This is a genomic window from Nocardioides sp. S-1144, assembly GCF_005954645.2.
GTDB lineage: Bacteria > Actinomycetota > Actinomycetes > Propionibacteriales > Nocardioidaceae > Nocardioides > Nocardioides dongxiaopingii.
Window position 1 is genome coordinate 1,387,202 of record NZ_CP040695.2, and the last position, 15,442, is coordinate 1,402,643.

Genomic DNA, 15,442 nt, shown 5'->3' on the forward strand with positions numbered 1-15,442 from the left:
GGGCGCCACCGCCGGGGGATAGGTTGGACCGGATGCCCGACCACCTCTCCTCGCTCATCGCCGACGTCGTCACCAAGTACGCCGGCGAGCTCGTCGACCTGCGCCGAGACCTCCACGCCCACCCCGAGCTCTCGTGGGCGGAGTCCCGGACGACCGACCTGGTCGCGCAGCGCGTCGAGGCCGCGGGCTGGCGGGTCACGCTGCCGTCGCCGACCGGCGTGGTCGCCGACATCGGCCCCGCCGAGGGAGGCCCGGCCATCGCGCTGCGGGCCGACATCGACGCCCTGCCCGTCCAGGACGTCTCCGACGTGCCCTGGCAGAGCACCGTGCCGGGCGTCGCGCACGCCTGCGGCCACGACGTCCACACCACCAGCCTCGTCGGGGCCGCGCTCGCCCTCGGGGAGCTCCACGAGCGCGGTGAGCTGCCCGGCCGGGTGCGGCTGCTCTTCCAGCCGGCCGAGGAGGTGATGCCGGGCGGTGCCCGCCAGCTCGTCGCCGACGGCCACCTCGAGGGGATCGACCGGATCTTCGCCCTGCACTGCGACCCGAACGTCGACGTCGGCCGGGTCGGCCTGCGCTCCGGCGCGCTGACCAGCGCCGCCGACAAGATCGAGGTCCACCTCGAGGGCACCGGCGGACACACGTCGCGGCCCCACCTCACCGGCGACCTCACCTTCGCCCTGGCCAAGGTGACCAGCGAGCTCCCCGCCGTCCTGAGCCGCCGGATGGACCCGCGTGCCGGGGTCAGCGTGGTGTGGGGCGTCGTCCGGGCCGGCTCGGCGCCCAACGTCATCCCCGACCGCGGGCTGGTCGCCGGCACCGTGCGGATCCTCGACGCCGTGGCCTGGTCCGAGTGCGAGGCGATCATCCGCGAGGCCATCCACGACATCGTGCGCCCCTACGGCGTCACCGCCACGGTCAACTACCTCCAGGGCGTGCCGCCGGTGGTCAACGACGCCGGCTCCAACGCGATCCTGGCCGCCGCCGTCCGCGAGGCGCTCGGCACCGCCGGCCAGACCGCGGTGCCGCAGAGCCTGGGCGGCGAGGACTTCGGCTGGTACCTCGAGCACGTCCCGGGCGCCATGTTCCGCCTCGGCACCCGCACCCCCGGCGGGGCGACCTACGACCTGCACCAGGGCAACCTGCAGGTCGACGAGCGCGCCATCGGCATCGGCGCGCGGGTGCTGGCCGGGGCGGCGCTCGGCTCGATCGTCTCGCCCGGCCTGGGCTCGGGCTCGGCCTAGACGTGCCGGACGCCCCGTCCTCGCGGGGAGGACGGGGCGTCGCGGGCGGTGCTGCGGGCGCTAGGCCTTGCGGTAGGGCAGCCCCACCGCGGCCGGCCCCCGCGAGCGGCCCACCAGGCCGGCGACGGCGAAGACCGTCACGACGTAGGGGAGCATCAGCATGAACTGGCTCGGCACCGGCGAGCCGATGACCGACAGCACGCCCTGCAGGTTGGAGGCGAAGCCGAACAGCAGGGCGGCCAGGGTGGCCCGGATCGGGTCCCACTTGCCGAAGATGACCGCGGCGAGCGCGATGTAGCCCGCGCCGCCGGTCATCTCCCGGTTGAAGCCCTGCACCGAGACGAGGGTGTAGAACGCGCCGCCGAGGCCGGCGATCGCGCCCGCCAGCAGGATCGTCTTGTAGCGCGTCGCGACGACGTTGATGCCGACCGTGTCGGCGGCCTTCGGGTGCTCGCCGACGGCGCGGACCCGCAGGCCCCACCGCGTCTTGTAGAGCGCCCAGGTGACCACCGCGACCGCGACGTAGAGCAGGTAGACGATGACCGTCTGCCGGAACAGGATCGCTCCCACGACCGGGATGTCGCCCAGGACCGGGATCGTGATCGCGCTCAGGCGGGGCGGGGAGTTGAGCGACTCGGCGTTGGGGGCGAGGACCTGCGAGAACATGAAACTGGTGACGCCGATGACGAGCACGTTGAGCACGACGCCGACGATGACCTGGTCGACGTAGTAGCTGATCGCGAAGACCCCGAGGATCACCGCGACCAGGGCGCCGGCCACCATCGCACCGAGCATGCCGGCCCAGGTGGAGCCCACGACCGAGGCGGTCAGCGCCGCGGCGAAGGCCCCGGCGAGCAGCTGGCCGTCGATGGCGATGTTCACCACGCCGGCCCGCTCGCCGAGCACCCCGCCGAGGGCGCCGAACACGAGGGGGACGGCGAGGGCCACCGACCCGCTCAGCAGGCCCACGAGCGGCACCGTGCCGCCGGCGGCGGCCCAGGTGAGGAACCCGGTCATGGCCACGACGGCGAAGACGATCGGCAGCCACGTCGGCACCCGGAGCCGGGCGAGGTAGCGGCGCACCGCCTCCGCGGTGCACAGCGCCATCACGACCAGCGCGGCGATCGCGGTGCCCATCACCGGCACCGTGATCTCGGGCAGCTCGAAGAGGTCGTCGCGGGAGGCGAGCCGGTAGGTGGTGTCACCGCTCTGCGAGCCGAGGAACACCGCGAGGCCGAGGCCGACGGTCAGCAGCCCGAGCACGACGGCGACCTTGGGGCTGACGACGGTGACGACCCGGGCCTCGTCGGTCACCGGCTCGTCGGGGATCTCGACGGCGGGGCCGTTCTCGGTCGTGCTCACATCGCCTCCTTGGCGGGTAGACGGAACAGCGCCCGGACCAGCGGCGGTGCGGCGATGAAGAGCACGATGAGGGACTGGATGACCAGGACGATGTCGACCGGGATCCCCTCGGCGGCCTGCATCGAGAAGCCGCCGGCCTTGAAGGCGCCGAACAGCAGCCCGGCGCCGAGGATGCCGATCGGGTGGGAGCGGCCCAGCAGCGCCACGGTGATGGCGTCGAAGCCGATCCCGGCGTCGAGGCCGGTGGTCACGCCGTCGGGCACGGTGCCGAGCACCTGGTTGGAGGCGGCGAGCCCGACGAGGCCGCCGGCCATCAGCATCACCACGACGTACATCCGGCCGACGTCGATGCCGGCGGTGCGCGCGGCGTGCGGGTTCTCCCCGACGGCGCGGAACCGGTAGCCGAGCGCGGAGCGGTTGAGGATCCACCAGACGACCGCCACGGCGACCAGCGCCAGGACGAAGCCGAGGTGCAGGCTGAACTGGTCGCCGAGCAGGCGCGGCAGCACGGCGTCCTCGGGCATCGGCAGCGACTTCGGGTTCACCGAGCCGGGCTGCTGGAGGATGCCCTGCTTGGAGAGGGCGTAGAAGACCAGGTAGAAGCCGACGTAGTTGAGCATGATCGTCACGATCACCTCGTGCGCCCCGGTACGGGCCTTGAGGAGACCGGCGATGCCGGCCCACAGCCCGGCGCCGACCATGCCGGCGAGCACGGAGAGCACGAGCAGCAGCGGCCCGGAGACCTCGACGTTCAGCGCCACCCAGCCGGCGGCGGCGCCGCCGAGCAGCATCTGGCCGCGGCCGCCGATGTTGAACAGCCCGGCGCGGAAGGCCAGGCCGACGCCGAGGCCGGCCATGATCAGCGGGCCGGAGAACTTGAGGGTCTCGGTGAGCGGGCGGATCCTGCCCTCGGACGTCGGCGAGAGGTTGTTGTAGATCGAGCCGCGGAACAGCGCGGTGTAGGCGCCGCTGATCGCGTCCCACGAGGCGCTGAAGAAGTCCTGCGGACGGGCGGTGATGTAGGACGCCGAGTCGCGCACGGCCTCGTCGGTGAACATGATCATCAGCGAGCCGACGATCAGCGCGAGGACCACCGAGAGCACCGCGACCAGGGCGTTGCCGGAGGTGATGGACCGGACCACCGGGTACCAGCCGGGGGACTCCGGACGCCGGGCCTCCTCGACGACGACGGGCGCGGTGCCCTGCGGGTCGACCGGGTCGGTCGGGCCGGTCGGGCCGTCGGTCGGGCCGGCGTCGTCGGGCGGCGTCGTGGAGGCCTTGGCGAGGTCGGGCTTGTCGTCGCTCATGCGACCACCTCGGCGGGACGCTCGCCGGTCATCATCAGGCCCAGCACGTCGCGCGGGGTGTCGGCCGGCACGATGCCGACGATCTGTCCTCGGTACAACACCATGATCCTGTCTGCCAGCGCGACGACCTCGTCGAGCTCGGTGGAGACCACGACGACCGGGATCCCGGAGTCGCGCGTGGCCACGACCTGCTTGTGGATGAACTCGATCGAGCCGACGTCGACCCCGCGGGTCGGCTGGGCGGCGACGAGCAGGCGCAGGTCGCGGGACAGCTCGCGGGCCACCACGACCTTCTGCTGGTTGCCACCGGAGAGCGTGCCGGCCTTCGCGGAGATGCCGGGGGCGCGGACGTCGTACTCGGTGAACTTCTCCCGGGCGAACGCCGCGAGCCGGCCGCGCTGCACTGAGCCCAGCTTGACGAACGGCGCACCGAAGCTCCGGTCGAGCATCAGGTTCTCGGCGACCGAGAACGTGCCGACCAGGCCGTCGACCTGCCGGTCCTCGGGGATGAACCCGACGCCGGCGTCGAGGATCTGGCGCACGGAGCGACCGTGCAGGCGCTTGCCGTCGAGGGTGATGGAGCCGCGGACGTGGGTCTGGAGCCCGAGCAGCGCCTCGGTCAGCTCGGTCTGCCCGTTGCCCTGGACGCCGGCCACGGCGAGCACCTCGCCGGCGCGCACCGAGAAGCTGACGTCGTTGACGTGCACCAGCCCGTGGAGGTCGGTCACGGTGAGGTGCTCGACGACCAGGGCCTCCTTGCCGAGCTCGGGCTGCTCCTTGTGCACCGTCAGCTCCACGGGCCGGCCCACCATGAGGGCGGCGAGTTCGGCGTTGCTGGCGGCGGGGTCGGCCTCGCCGACCACCTTGCCGCGCCGGATGACGGTGATCCGGTCGGCCACGGCGCGCACCTCGCGCAGCTTGTGGGTGATGAAGACGATCGCGACGCCCGACTCCTTGAGCTGGCGCATGATCCCCATGAGCTCGTCGGTCTCCTGCGGCGTCAGCACGGCGGTCGGCTCGTCGAAGACGAGGACGCGGGCGTCGCGGGAGAGAGCCTTGATGATCTCGACGCGTTGCTGGACGCCGACGGGGAGGTCCTCGACGACGGCGTCGGGGGAGACGTGGAACCCGAAGCGGTCGGAGATCTCGCGGACCCGGCGCCGGGCGGCGTCGAGGTCGAGGGAGCCGGCGAAGCCGGTGGACTCGTTGCCGAGCATCACGTTCTCGGCGACGGTGAAGACGGGGACCAGCATGAAGTGCTGGTGGACCATGCCGATGCCGGCGGCGATCGCGTCGCCCGGGCCGGAGAAGTGCTGGACCGTGCCGTCGAGGACGATCTCGCCCTCGTCGGCCTGGTAGAGGCCGTAGAGGACGTTCATCAGCGTCGACTTGCCGGCGCCGTTCTCCCCGAGCAGGCAGTGGACCTCGCCCGGCTCGACGGTCAGGGAGATCCGGTCGTTGGCGACGAGGGCACCGAAGCGTTTGGTGATGTCGCGCAGGGCGAGCTGCATGGGGCGCATCCTAGTGGTGTGCGTGCGTGAGGCGTGGGTCGTCGGACGGGCTCGCGGAGCCCGTCGCGGGCGGCGTCGCGAGGTGCCTACCACGGCTGCGCGACGCGGCACAAGGACGCGTGGGGGTCACCGAGGTGCTGGGCGACCGCTCCGGGAAAGGCAGGAGGGAGGCCGGCCGGGGCCGGACCTCCCTCCTGTCCTCAGCGGTGGATCAGGGGGTCAGGTACGACGTCACCGGGATGGAGCCGTCGATGATGCCGGCCTTGATCTCGTCGAGCTCGCCCTGCAGCGACTCGTTGACCTCGGTCTCGAAGTTGTGGAACGGGGCGATCGCGACGCCGTCGTTCTCGAGGGTGCCGACATAGGCCTCGGCGTCGAACTCGTCGTTGCCGGCGGCCATGATGGCGTCGTAGGTCGAGACGTCCATGTTCTTCATGATCGAGGTCAGGATGACGTCCTGCGTCTTCGGGTCGCTCTCGAAGACGTCGGCGTCGGTGCCGACCATGACGGCGTCGGAGCCCGAGTCGGCGATCGCGGTGAGCGCGCCCTCGTAGATCGGGCCGCCGACGGGCAGGATGACGTCGACGTCCTGGCCGAGGATCTGGGTGGCGGTGTTGGTGGCCTTCTCGTTGGCCTCGAAGCCACCGGTGAAGGAGCCGTTCTCGCCGTCCCAGCCGGCGACCTTGACGTCGGCGCCCTTCTGCTCGTTGTAGTACTCGACGCCCTGGCGGTAGCCGTCCATGAAGATCGTCACGGTCGGGAACGGCTGGCCGCCGTAGGTGCCGACGGTGCCGGTCTTGGAGTAGTCGGCGGCGGCGTAGCCGGCCAGGAACGCGGCCTGGGCGGTGTCGTAGAGGAGCGGCTTGATGTTGTCCGCGTCCTTGGTGCCGTCGAAGTCGTTGTCGGCGGCGTCGTCGATGAGGATGTACTCGATGTCGGGGTTGGCCTTGGCCGACTCGACGGTGGCCGCCGAGAGCGCGAAGCCGACGGTGACGATGGCGTCGCAGCCCTGGTCGACGAGGTTGGTGAGGTTGGGGGCGTAGTCGTTCTCGCTGTTGGACTCGACGTCCTTGTACTCCGCGCCGAGCTCGTCGGCGGCCTTGACCAGGCCCTCGAAGCCGAGCTGGTTGAAGGACTTGTCGTCGAAGCCACCGGCGTCGGAGACGATGCACGGGAGGAAGTCGGTCTTCGTCTCGTCGTCACCGGCCGAGTCGTCGGGGGCGTCGCCACACGCGACGAGGGCGCTGGCCAGGGTGAGCGCCGAGATTCCGCCGAGGACGGACTTCCTGATCTTCATACGTGGTGCCTCCAGATCTCCTGCCCCCGGAGTGGGTGCAGCGCGGTCGGTCACGCTACGCGATATCGCGGCCGAAAGTCTTCCGAAGGCGCGATGTATCGAAACGTTTACCGTACTGGGATCTTCGGGCCCTCCCGCGGGCTCCGTCGCCCGCCCCGGGACGGCCGCGACGAGGTCACCGGGCGGGGTCGGCACGGGTGGCTTGTGCCGGTCGCCGTCGTGCGTCAGGGTGTGTCGCCCGGCGCGAACCGCGCCCCGCCCAGAGGAGCCAGCTGTGAGTGTCGAGCCCGGAGCACCCGTCGACTGGAGCGCGCTGCGCGCCGCCGCCGTCGAGATCGCGCGCCACGCCTACGCGCCCTACAGCCGGTTCCGGGTCGGCGCCGCCGCGCTGGTCGACGACGGCCGGGTGGTCGTGGGGTGCAACGTCGAGAACGCCGCCTACGGCGTCACCCTCTGCGCGGAGTGCGGGCTGGTCTCCTCCCTGCACGCCGGCGGCGGCGGCCGGCTGACCCACTTCGTCTGCGTCAACGGCGACGACGACGTGATCATGCCGTGCGGCCGGTGCCGTCAGCTGCTCTGGGAGCACGGCGGCGCCGAGCTGCTGGTGGAGACCCCGCGCGGGGTGCTGACGATGGCCGAGGTGCTGCCGCAGGCCTTCGGACCCGAGGACCTCGGCCAGTAGGGTCGCGCCCATGAGTGCCCACGACGCCGTCGAGATCATCACCGCCAAGCGCGACCGCGGGGAGCTGAGCGACAGCCAGATCGACTGGGTGGTCGACGCCTACACCCGCGGCGACGTCGCCGACGAGCAGATGTCGGCCCTGGCGATGGCGATCCTGCTCAACGGCATGGAGCGGCGCGAGATCGCCCGCTGGACCGCCGCGATGATCGCGTCGGGGGAGCGGATGGACTTCTCCTCCCTCTCGCGTCCGACGGCCGACAAGCACTCGACCGGTGGGGTGGGCGACAAGATCACGCTCCCGCTGGCGCCCCTCGTGGCGGCCTGCGGCGTCGCGGTGCCGCAGCTGTCGGGGCGCGGCCTGGGCCACACCGGCGGCACGCTCGACAAGCTCGAGTCGATCCCGGGCTGGCGCGCGGCGCTGTCGAACGACGAGATGATGGCGCAGCTGGAGTCGGTCGGCGCCGTCATCTGCGCCGCCGGCGACGGGCTGGCGCCGGCGGACAAGAAGCTCTACGCGCTGCGCGACGTGACCGGCACGGTCGAGGCGATCCCGCTGATCGCCTCCTCGATCATGAGCAAGAAGATCGCCGAGGGCACCGGGGCGCTCGTGCTCGACGTCAAGGTCGGCAGCGGCGCCTTCATGAAGGACGTCGCCCGCGCCCGCGAGCTCGCCGAGGTGATGGTCGCGCTGGGCAAGGACGCCGGGGTCACCACCGTCGCGCTGCTCACCGACATGGGCACCCCGCTCGGCCTCACCGCCGGCAACGCCCTCGAGGTCGCCGAGTCGGTGGAGGTGCTCGCCGGCGGGGGGCCCGCCGACGTCGTCGAGCTCACCGTGGCGCTGGCCCGCGAGATGCTGACCGCGGCCGGGCGCGACGACGTCGACCCCGCCGACCGGCTCGCCGACGGCTCGGCCATGGATGCCTGGAAGGCGATGGTCCGCGCCCAGGACGGCGACCCGGACGCCGCGCTGCCGACCGCCCGCGAGTCACACGTCGTCGTGGCGCCGGCGTCGGGCGTGCTGACCCGGCTCGACGCGATGGCCGTCGGCATGGCCGCCTGGCGCCTCGGCGCCGGCCGTGCCCGCAAGGAGGACCCGGTGCAGGCCGGCGCCGGCGTCGTGTGGCACGCCCGCCCCGGCGACGAGGTCACCGCCGGCGAGCCGCTGTTCACGCTGCACACCGACGAGCCGGCCCGCTTCGAGCGGGCCCTGGCCTCCCTCGACGGCGGCTGGGAGGTCGGCGACGCCGCCGACGTCGTCAAGCAGGACCTGCTGATCGACCGGATCGCCTGAGGCGCCTCAGGGCAGCAGGACGACGACCGTCTCGGCCACGCAGGCCGGCTTGTCGACGCCGTCGATCTCCAGGACGTGCCTCAGGGTGAGCTGCTTGCCGGCGGGCAGGTCGTCGACGGCGACCAGCGTGACGTGGGCGCGCAGCCGCTGGCCGACCTTGACCGGGTGCGGGAAGCGGACCTTGTTGAGGCCGTAGTTCAGCTTGGCGCCGGGGGTCTCGAGCGCGAAGACGCTGGTGCCGAGGTGCGGGATCAGCGACAGCGTGAGGTAGCCGTGCGCGACCGGGGCGCCGAAGGGGCCGGCGTTGGCCCGCTCGACGTCGACGTGGATCCACTGGTGGTCGTCGGTGGCGTCGGCGAACAGGCCGACCCGGTCCTGCTCGATCTCCAGCCAGTCGCCGGTTCCGAGCTCCTCGCCGACCGCGGCGTCGAGCTCCTCGAGGGTGGTGAAGGTGCGCATGGCGGGGCCTCCGTGCCGCGGCAGCGGCGGGCAGACGGGGTGGTTGGATGATCGGCATGGAACCTACACGCGAGCAGGTCCGCTCGGCCCCCAAGGTCTTGCTGCACGACCACCTCGACGGCGGCCTGCGGCCCGCGACGATCCTCGAGCTGGCCAACGAGATCGGCCACCGGCTGCCCACCCACGAGAGCGCGGAGGCGCTGGGTGCCTGGTTCGCCGACGCGGCCGACTCCGGCTCGCTGGTGCGCTACCTGGAGACCTTCGACCACACGGTCGCGGTGATGCAGAACGGCCCCGCGATCACGCGGGTCGCGCGCGAGTGCGTCGAGGACCTCGCCGCCGACGGCGTCGTCTACGCCGAGGTCCGCTACGCCCCCGAGCAGCACGTCGAGCAGGGCCTGACCCTCGACGAGGTCGTCGCCGCCGTCCAGGAGGGCTTCGAGCAGGGCGTGGCCGCCGCCGGCGGCAGGATCGTGGTGCGTCAGCTGCTCACCGCGATGCGGCACCAGGCCCGGTCGATGGAGATCGCCGAGCTGGCCGTGGCCTGGCGCGACCGGGGCGTGGCCGGCTTCGACATCGCGGGGGCCGAGGCCGGCTACCCGCCCACCCGTCACCTCGACGCCTTCGAGTACCTCCAGCGCGAGAACTCCCACTTCACCATCCACGCGGGCGAGGCCTTCGGGCTGCCGTCGATCTGGCAGGCGATCCAGTGGTGCGGCGCCGACCGGCTCGGTCACGGCGTGCGGATCATCGACGACATCACCGTGCACGACGACGGCTCCGTCGAGCTGGGCCGGCTGGCGTCCTACGTGCGCGACCAGCGGATCCCGCTCGAGATGGCCCCGGCGTCCAACGTGCAGACCGGGGCGGCGGCCAGCATCGCCGAGCACCCGATCGGGCTGCTCACCGAGCTGCGGTTCCGCGTCACCGTCAACACCGACAACCGGCTGATGAGCGGCACCTCGATGACCGACGAGATGGTCGCGCTCGTGGAGGCCTTCGGCTACGGGTTCGCGGACCTGCGCTGGTTCACGATCAACGCGATGAAGTCGGCGTTCCTGCCCTTCGACGAGCGGCTCGCGATCATCGACGAGGTCATCAAGCCCGGCTACGCCGCCCTGACGGGCTGAGGACGAACCAGACCGTCGTCCAGCGCCCGAACGGACGCCGCCGCGCGAGCGCCGCGGGGTCGACCTCGACGACCCGGCCCCGCGCCGGGTCGTAGCAGCGCACCGGGTCGTGCCCGACCACCAGCACCACGTGGCGGGGCAGCCAGCGGTCGCCGACGTAGAGGGCGGCGACGTCGTCCCCGCCGGGCGGGCGCCGCCACCGGACCAGGCGGGTGCGGTGCCGGACGCCGGTCAGTGCTGTCAGCTCGCGGGTCACCGCCCAGGGCGGGGTGCCGAGCGCGCGGGGCCACGGCACCTGGAGCCGGCCGCGCAGCCGCGGCCGGGTGAGCCGGCGGTGGGTGCCGAGCACCTCGGCGGCGAACCGCGGGCGCACCCGCTCGGCGTAGGACGGGTCGGCGAGCATCCGGGCCACCACCGCGACCGTGGCGCCGCAGGAGCGCTGGTCGGGCTGGCGCAGGCCGGCGGGGTTCATCGACGCCTCCGCACTCACGTGACCGGGGTGGACCGGATCCGGTCGACGTCGGCGACCGCCTCGTCGGGGGTCATCGGCGTGCAGCCCTTGCGCACGGCGTCCTCGACGACGCCGCGCTGGGCGCGCGCCAGCGCGAGGCCGCGGCGCACCAGCACCAGCGGCGGCTTGCGGCGCTCCCTCAGGTCGCGGGTCAGCCGCAGCCAGAACGTCGCCACCGCCGAGCGGCGGATGCAGTAGGCCGCGGCGAGCAGGCCCTCGGCGCGGCAGGCCGCGACGACGTCGGGGGCGAAGATCCCCTCCGCGACGAAGAGGTCGGCGCCCGCGAGGTCGAGGGTCTGCCAGCCGCACCGCCCGTTCTGGGAGATCTCGTAGACCGGCACGTCGGCGACCCCGGTGGCGCACAGGGTGCGCAGCGCGGCCATGGCGTCGTCGGGCAGCCACGAGTCGGGGTGGTCCCAGTCGACGAGGCCGGCGTTCGAGCCCTCGGTGATGCGGGGGAGCGTCGGGTCGTCGCCGGACTTGTAGAAGTCGTCGAGCCGCAGGACCGGGAGCCCGAGCCGGCCGGCCAGCCGGGACTTGCCCGACCCGGAGGGTCCGGCCAGCACGATCACGCGGGCGGTCGTCCGGGGCACCCGCAGATCATGCCGCACGCGGCCTCAGACGCCCATCGGGTGCCAGACCGTCTTCAGCTCGAGGAAGTCGGTCATCGTGTCGAGCCGCGGGGTGACGGTCCAGTCGGGCTCGGCCGCCGGTGCGCGCCGCACCCGCTTGAGGTTGTCGGCCGCGGCGACCTCGAGGTCGGTGGCCAGCGCGTCGTCACCGGCGACGCCGACCAGGTCGATGGCGTTGACGTCCATGTGCGAGGCCAGCCACGGCGCGACGGTGGCCGCGGAGCCGGTGAGGATGTTCACCACGCCGCCGGGGACGTCGGAGGTGGCCAGGACCTCGGAGAACGTGACGGCCGGCAGCGGCCGCTCGTGGGAGGACACGACCACCGCGACGTTGCCGGTGACGACGACCGGGGCGACCACGCTGACCAGGCCGAGCAGCGAGGAACCCTGGGGCGCGAGGACGGCGACGACCCCGGTCGGCTCGGGCGTGGTGAGGTTGAAGAACGGCCCGGCGACGGGGTTGGCGTTGCCGACCACCTGGGTCAGCTTGTCGGCCCAGCCGGCGTACCAGACGAGCCGGTCGACGGCGGCGTCGACGGCGGCGCCGGCCCGCGTGGCGCTGAGCCCCTCCGACTGCTGGACGGCGGCGACGAACTGGGGGCGGCGGTCCTCGACCAGCTCGGCGACGCGGTAGAGGATCTGGGCGCGGTTGTAGGCGGTGCGCCCCGCCCAGCCGCCGGCGGCCTTGCGGGCCGCGACGACGGCGTCGCGGGCGTCCTTGCGGGAGGCGAGGGCGGCGTTGGCCACGAACTTCCCCTTCGCGTCGTTGACGGCGTACGAGTAGCCGGACTCGGAGCGCGGGAAGGCGCCGCCGATGAAGAGCTTGTAGGTCTTGCGGACGTCGATGCGACTCATGCGGGGTCCCTGCGGTGTGGTTCGACGGAGGAGCGGAGCGGGGCAGACGAGGAACAGCGTGGGGTGGTCACAGGTCGCCACCCCTCAGGTAGGCGGCCAGTCCGTGCCGGCCGCCCTCGCGGCCCTGGCCGGACTCCTTGAAGCCCCCGAACGGGCTGGCCGGGTCGAACTTGTTGAACGTGTTGGCCCACACCACGCCGGCCTTGAGCGCGCCGGCCATGTGCAGGATGAGCGAGCCCTTCTCGGTCCACACGCCCGCGGACAGGCCGTAGGGGGTGTTGTTGGCCTTCTCGACCGCCTCGGACGGCGTGCGGAAGGTCAGCACCGACAGCACCGGGCCGAAGATCTCCTCCCGGGCGATCCGGTGGGCCTGCGTGACGCCGGTGAACAGCGTCGGCGGGAACCAGAAGCCGCGCTCGGGCAGCTCGCACGGCGGCGACCAGCGGCCGGCCCCCTCGTCCTCGCCGACCTGCGACAGCTCGCGGATCCGCTGCAGCTGCTCGGCGGAGTTGATGGCGCCGACGTCGGTGTTCTTGTCGAGCGGGTCGCCGACGCGCAGGGTGCCCATCCGGGTCCGGAGCTTGGCGAGCAGCTCCTCGGCGATCGACTCCTGCACCAGCAGTCGGGAGCCGGCGCAGCAGACGTGGCCCTGGTTGAAGAAGATGCCCTCGACGATGCCCTCGACGGCCTGGTCGAGCGGCGCGTCGTCGAAGACGATGTTGGCGGCCTTGCCGCCGAGCTCGAGGGTGACCTTCTTGCTCGACCCGGCCACCGCGCGGGCGATCGCCTTGCCGACCTCGGTGGAGCCGGTGAAGGCGACCTTGTCGACGTCGGGGTGCGCGACGAGCGCCTGGCCGGTGCCGCCGGCGCCGGTGACGATGTTGACGACGCCGGGCGGGAGGTCGGCCTGCTGGCAGATCTCCGCGAACAGCAGCGCCGTCAGCGGCGTCGTCTCGGCCGGCTTGAGGACGACGGTGTTGCCGCACGCCAGCGCCGGGGCGACCTTCCAGGCCAGCATCATCAGCGGGAAGTTCCACGGGATGACCTGGCCGGCGACGCCGAGCGGGGTGGTGCCGTAGCCGGAGTGCTCGAGCTTGTCGGCCCAGCCGGCGTAGTAGAAGAAGTGGGCCGCGACGATCGGGACGTCGACGTCGCGCGACTCCTTGATCGGCTTGCCGTTGTCGAGCGACTCCAGCACGGCCAGCTCGCGGCCGCGCTCCTGGATGATCCGCGCGATCCGGTAGAGGTACTTGGCGCGCTCGCTGCCCGACATCCGCGACCACACGCGGGTGTGGGCGCGGCGGGCGGCCCTGACCGCGGCGTCGACGTCGGCGTCGTCGGCCTCGGCGACCTCGGCGAGGACCTCCTCGGTCGCGGGGTTGATCGTCTTGAACGACGACCCGTGGCCGTCGACGAACTCGCCGTCGACGAAGAGCCCGTAGGACGCCCGGAGGTCGACGATGCTGCGCGACTCGGGGGCGGGGGCGTACTCGAACACGGTGCCGGTCCGGGTGCCGGCCGGAGTGCTGGTCGGGGTGCTGGTCGGCTCGTTCGTCATCGTCGTCCTCAGTCCAGCGTGAAGTAGTCGGGGCCGGAGTAGCGGCCGGTGGTCAGCTTGGTGCGCTGCATGAGCAGCTCGTTGAGCAGCGTGGAGGCGCCGAAGCGGAACCAGTCGGGGTCGAGCCAGTCGGTGCCGGCGACCTCGTTGACCATCACCAGGTACTTGATGGCGTCCTTGGAGGTGCGGATGCCGCCGGCCGGCTTGACGCCGACCATCTGGCCGGTGGTGTCGCGGAAGTCGCGCACCGCCTGGAGCATCACCAGCGTGACCGGCAGGGTCGCGGCCGGCTGCACCTTGCCGGTGGAGGTCTTGATGAAGTGCGCCCCGGCCAGCATCGCCAGCCAGCTCGCGCGGCGGACGTTGTCGAGGGTCTGCAGCTCGCCGGTCTCGAAGATGACCTTGAGGTGGGCGCCGGTGCCGTCGGCGCGGGTGCACGCCTCGCGGACCGCGACGATCTCCTCGAAGACCTGCAGGTAGCGCCCCGACAGGAACGCCCCGCGGTCGATGACCATGTCGATCTCGTCGGCCCCGGCCTCGACGGCGTCGCGGGTGTCGGCGAGCTTGATGTCGAGCGCGGCGCGACCGCTGGGGAACGCGGTGGCCACGGCGGCGACGTTGATGCCGGAGGACCCGAGGGTCTCCTTCGCGATCGCGACCATGTCGGGGTAGACGCACACGGCGGCGACCTGCGGGCAGGTCGGGTCGGCCGGGTCGGGGTGCACCGCCTTGGAGGCCAGGGCGCGGACCTTGCCCGGCGTGTCCTGACCCTCCAGCGTCGTCAGGTCGACCATCGAGATGGCCAGGTCGATGGCCTGGGCTTTGGCGGTGGTCTTGATCGAGCGGGTGCCGAGCGAGGCGGCGCGCGCCTCGGCGCCGACCTGGTCGACGCCGGGGAGCCCGTGCAGGAAACGACGCATCGAGGCCTCGGACCCGGTCACGTCGGCGAACTCCGTGGTGGGGGTGGGCATGGGGTGAGCATATGGTTCCTGGCGTGACCGGCGACAAACCGCGAGGCGAGACCTTCGTGCCGACGAGCGGACGGGTCCAGGGCGTGGCCGTGGTGCTGATCGGGCTCGCGTGCGCGGTCCTCGCCGTCGTCGGCGACGGCCCGGTGACCTGGTGGGCGGTCGCGCTGGGCGTGGGCTTCGCCGCGCTGGGCTGGGCGGCCCTGCTGCGCCCCGGGGTCGCCGTCAGCGACGACACGCTCGTGCTGCGCAACATCGTCCACACCGTGCGGATCCCGCTCGCGGCGGTCGAGGAGGTCGCCGTGCGCCAGGTCCTCGCGGTCCGGGCGGGGGAGCGGCGCTACGTCTCCGCGGCGATCGGGCGGGGGCGCCGCCAGCTGCGGCGCGACGACCGGGCGCCGCGCGGCGGGTCGGGCGACGTCGTCCGGATGGCGGAGGAGTCCTACGGGCTCTTCGTCGAGGAGCGGATCCGTCAGCTCGCCGAGCAGGCCCGCGCGACGCGCGGCATCAAGCTCTACGGGCCCGAGCAGGCCGCCCTGGCCGCCGAGGTGCGCCGCGAGCCGGCCGTGCCCGTGATCGTCCTGCTCGCCGGCTCGGCGCTCGCGCTCGTCGTCGCCCTCGTCGTCTGACCG

General features: G+C 72.7%; 15 protein-coding genes. 5 read left to right on the top strand and 10 right to left on the bottom strand.

Annotated features, from left to right (window positions below):
* Positions 1–32 precede the first annotated feature (32 nt).
* On the top strand, positions 33–1,244 hold the full coding sequence (locus tag FE634_RS06580; protein ID WP_137293211.1) for an amidohydrolase: 1,212 nt from the start codon (positions 33–35) through the stop codon (positions 1,242–1,244).
* Positions 1,245–1,304: 60 nt separating this feature from the next.
* On the opposite strand, the gene FE634_RS06585 is transcribed toward FE634_RS06580, so the two are convergent.
* From FE634_RS06585 to FE634_RS06600, 4 genes are all read right to left on the bottom strand, one after another.
* Entirely contained in the window at positions 1,305–2,606 is a 1,302-nt protein-coding gene (locus FE634_RS06585) for an ABC transporter permease (protein WP_246060610.1), read from the bottom strand.
* Complete coding sequence (locus tag FE634_RS06590; RefSeq protein WP_148240449.1) at positions 2,603–3,913, bottom strand: ABC transporter permease; 1,311 nt, start codon at positions 3,911–3,913, stop codon at positions 2,603–2,605. The genes FE634_RS06585 and FE634_RS06590 overlap by 4 nt, the downstream gene beginning before the upstream one ends.
* Positions 3,910–5,424, bottom strand: a complete 1,515-nt coding sequence (locus tag FE634_RS06595) for an ABC transporter ATP-binding protein (protein ID WP_137293213.1) — start codon at positions 5,422–5,424, stop codon at positions 3,910–3,912. The genes FE634_RS06590 and FE634_RS06595 overlap by 4 nt, the downstream gene beginning before the upstream one ends.
* Positions 5,425–5,635: 211 nt before the next feature.
* Positions 5,636–6,721 (bottom strand): BMP family lipoprotein, encoded by a 1,086-nt coding sequence (locus tag FE634_RS06600; protein ID WP_137293214.1) that lies wholly within the window; start codon positions 6,719–6,721, stop codon positions 5,636–5,638.
* Positions 6,722–6,995: 274 nt separating this feature from the next.
* On the opposite strand from FE634_RS06600, the gene FE634_RS06605 reads away from it, so the two are divergent.
* On the top strand, positions 6,996–7,403 hold the full coding sequence (locus FE634_RS06605; RefSeq protein WP_137293215.1) for a cytidine deaminase: 408 nt from the start codon (positions 6,996–6,998) through the stop codon (positions 7,401–7,403).
* 10 nt (positions 7,404–7,413) lie between these two features.
* Entirely contained in the window at positions 7,414–8,697 is a 1,284-nt protein-coding gene (locus FE634_RS06610; RefSeq protein WP_137293216.1) for a thymidine phosphorylase, read from the top strand.
* A gap of 6 nt (positions 8,698–8,703) precedes the next feature.
* Here the strand turns inward: FE634_RS06610 and FE634_RS06615 are convergent, their stop codons facing one another.
* The gene (locus FE634_RS06615; protein ID WP_138875419.1) at positions 8,704–9,156 is read right to left on the bottom strand and encodes a MaoC family dehydratase; all 453 of its coding nucleotides are present in this window, start codon (positions 9,154–9,156) and stop codon (positions 8,704–8,706) included.
* Positions 9,157–9,212: 56 nt separating this feature from the next.
* Between FE634_RS06615 and FE634_RS06620 the strand changes: the two genes are divergently transcribed.
* Positions 9,213–10,286 carry an adenosine deaminase gene (locus tag FE634_RS06620; protein WP_138875420.1) on the top strand — a complete coding sequence of 358 codons (1,074 nt, stop codon included), beginning with the start codon at positions 9,213–9,215 and terminating at the stop codon, positions 10,284–10,286.
* Here the strand turns inward: FE634_RS06620 and FE634_RS06625 are convergent.
* From FE634_RS06625 to deoC, 5 genes are all read right to left on the bottom strand, one after another.
* Positions 10,255–10,776 (bottom strand): hypothetical protein, encoded by a 522-nt coding sequence (locus FE634_RS06625; RefSeq protein ID WP_138875421.1) that lies wholly within the window; start codon positions 10,774–10,776, stop codon positions 10,255–10,257. The genes FE634_RS06620 and FE634_RS06625 overlap by 32 nt on opposite strands.
* Positions 10,773–11,390, bottom strand: coding sequence for an ATP-binding protein (locus FE634_RS06630; protein WP_137293220.1), 618 nt, complete (start codon positions 11,388–11,390; stop codon positions 10,773–10,775). Before FE634_RS06630 ends, FE634_RS06625 begins: the two co-directional genes overlap by 4 nt.
* Before the next feature lie 24 nt (positions 11,391–11,414).
* The gene (locus FE634_RS06635; protein ID WP_138875422.1) at positions 11,415–12,284 is read right to left on the bottom strand and encodes an aldehyde dehydrogenase family protein; all 870 of its coding nucleotides are present in this window, start codon (positions 12,282–12,284) and stop codon (positions 11,415–11,417) included.
* Between the two features lie 67 nt (positions 12,285–12,351).
* Entirely contained in the window at positions 12,352–13,842 is a 1,491-nt protein-coding gene (locus FE634_RS06640; protein ID WP_222847681.1) for an aldehyde dehydrogenase family protein, read from the bottom strand.
* 8 nt (positions 13,843–13,850) lie between these two features.
* Positions 13,851–14,813: a deoxyribose-phosphate aldolase gene (gene deoC / locus FE634_RS06645; RefSeq protein WP_148240450.1), complete on the bottom strand. Its 963-nt coding sequence runs from the start codon at positions 14,811–14,813 to the stop codon at positions 13,851–13,853.
* Positions 14,814–14,836: 23 nt separating this feature from the next.
* On the opposite strand from deoC, the gene FE634_RS06650 reads away from it, so the two are divergent.
* Positions 14,837–15,439, top strand: coding sequence for a hypothetical protein (locus FE634_RS06650; protein WP_138875423.1), 603 nt, complete (start codon positions 14,837–14,839; stop codon positions 15,437–15,439).
* Positions 15,440–15,442: the final 3 nt, after the last annotated feature.

Coding starts and splice junctions, on each gene's coding strand:
- FE634_RS06580 (WP_137293211.1), top strand. CDS start 33: ATGCCCGACCACCTCTCCTCGCTCATCGCCGACGTCGTCACCAAGTAC.
- FE634_RS06590 (WP_148240449.1), bottom strand. CDS start 3,913: ATGAGCGACGACAAGCCCGACCTCGCCAAGGCCTCCACGACGCCGCCC.
- FE634_RS06595 (WP_137293213.1), bottom strand. CDS start 5,424: ATGCAGCTCGCCCTGCGCGACATCACCAAACGCTTCGGTGCCCTCGTC.
- FE634_RS06600 (WP_137293214.1), bottom strand. CDS start 6,721: ATGAAGATCAGGAAGTCCGTCCTCGGCGGAATCTCGGCGCTCACCCTG.
- FE634_RS06610 (WP_137293216.1), top strand. CDS start 7,414: ATGAGTGCCCACGACGCCGTCGAGATCATCACCGCCAAGCGCGACCGC.
- FE634_RS06615 (WP_138875419.1), bottom strand. CDS start 9,156: ATGCGCACCTTCACCACCCTCGAGGAGCTCGACGCCGCGGTCGGCGAG.
- FE634_RS06620 (WP_138875420.1), top strand. CDS start 9,213: ATGGAACCTACACGCGAGCAGGTCCGCTCGGCCCCCAAGGTCTTGCTG.
- FE634_RS06635 (WP_138875422.1), bottom strand. CDS start 12,284: ATGAGTCGCATCGACGTCCGCAAGACCTACAAGCTCTTCATCGGCGGC.
- FE634_RS06640 (WP_222847681.1), bottom strand. CDS start 13,842: ATGACGAACGAGCCGACCAGCACCCCGACCAGCACTCCGGCCGGCACC.
- deoC (WP_148240450.1), bottom strand. CDS start 14,813: ATGCCCACCCCCACCACGGAGTTCGCCGACGTGACCGGGTCCGAGGCC.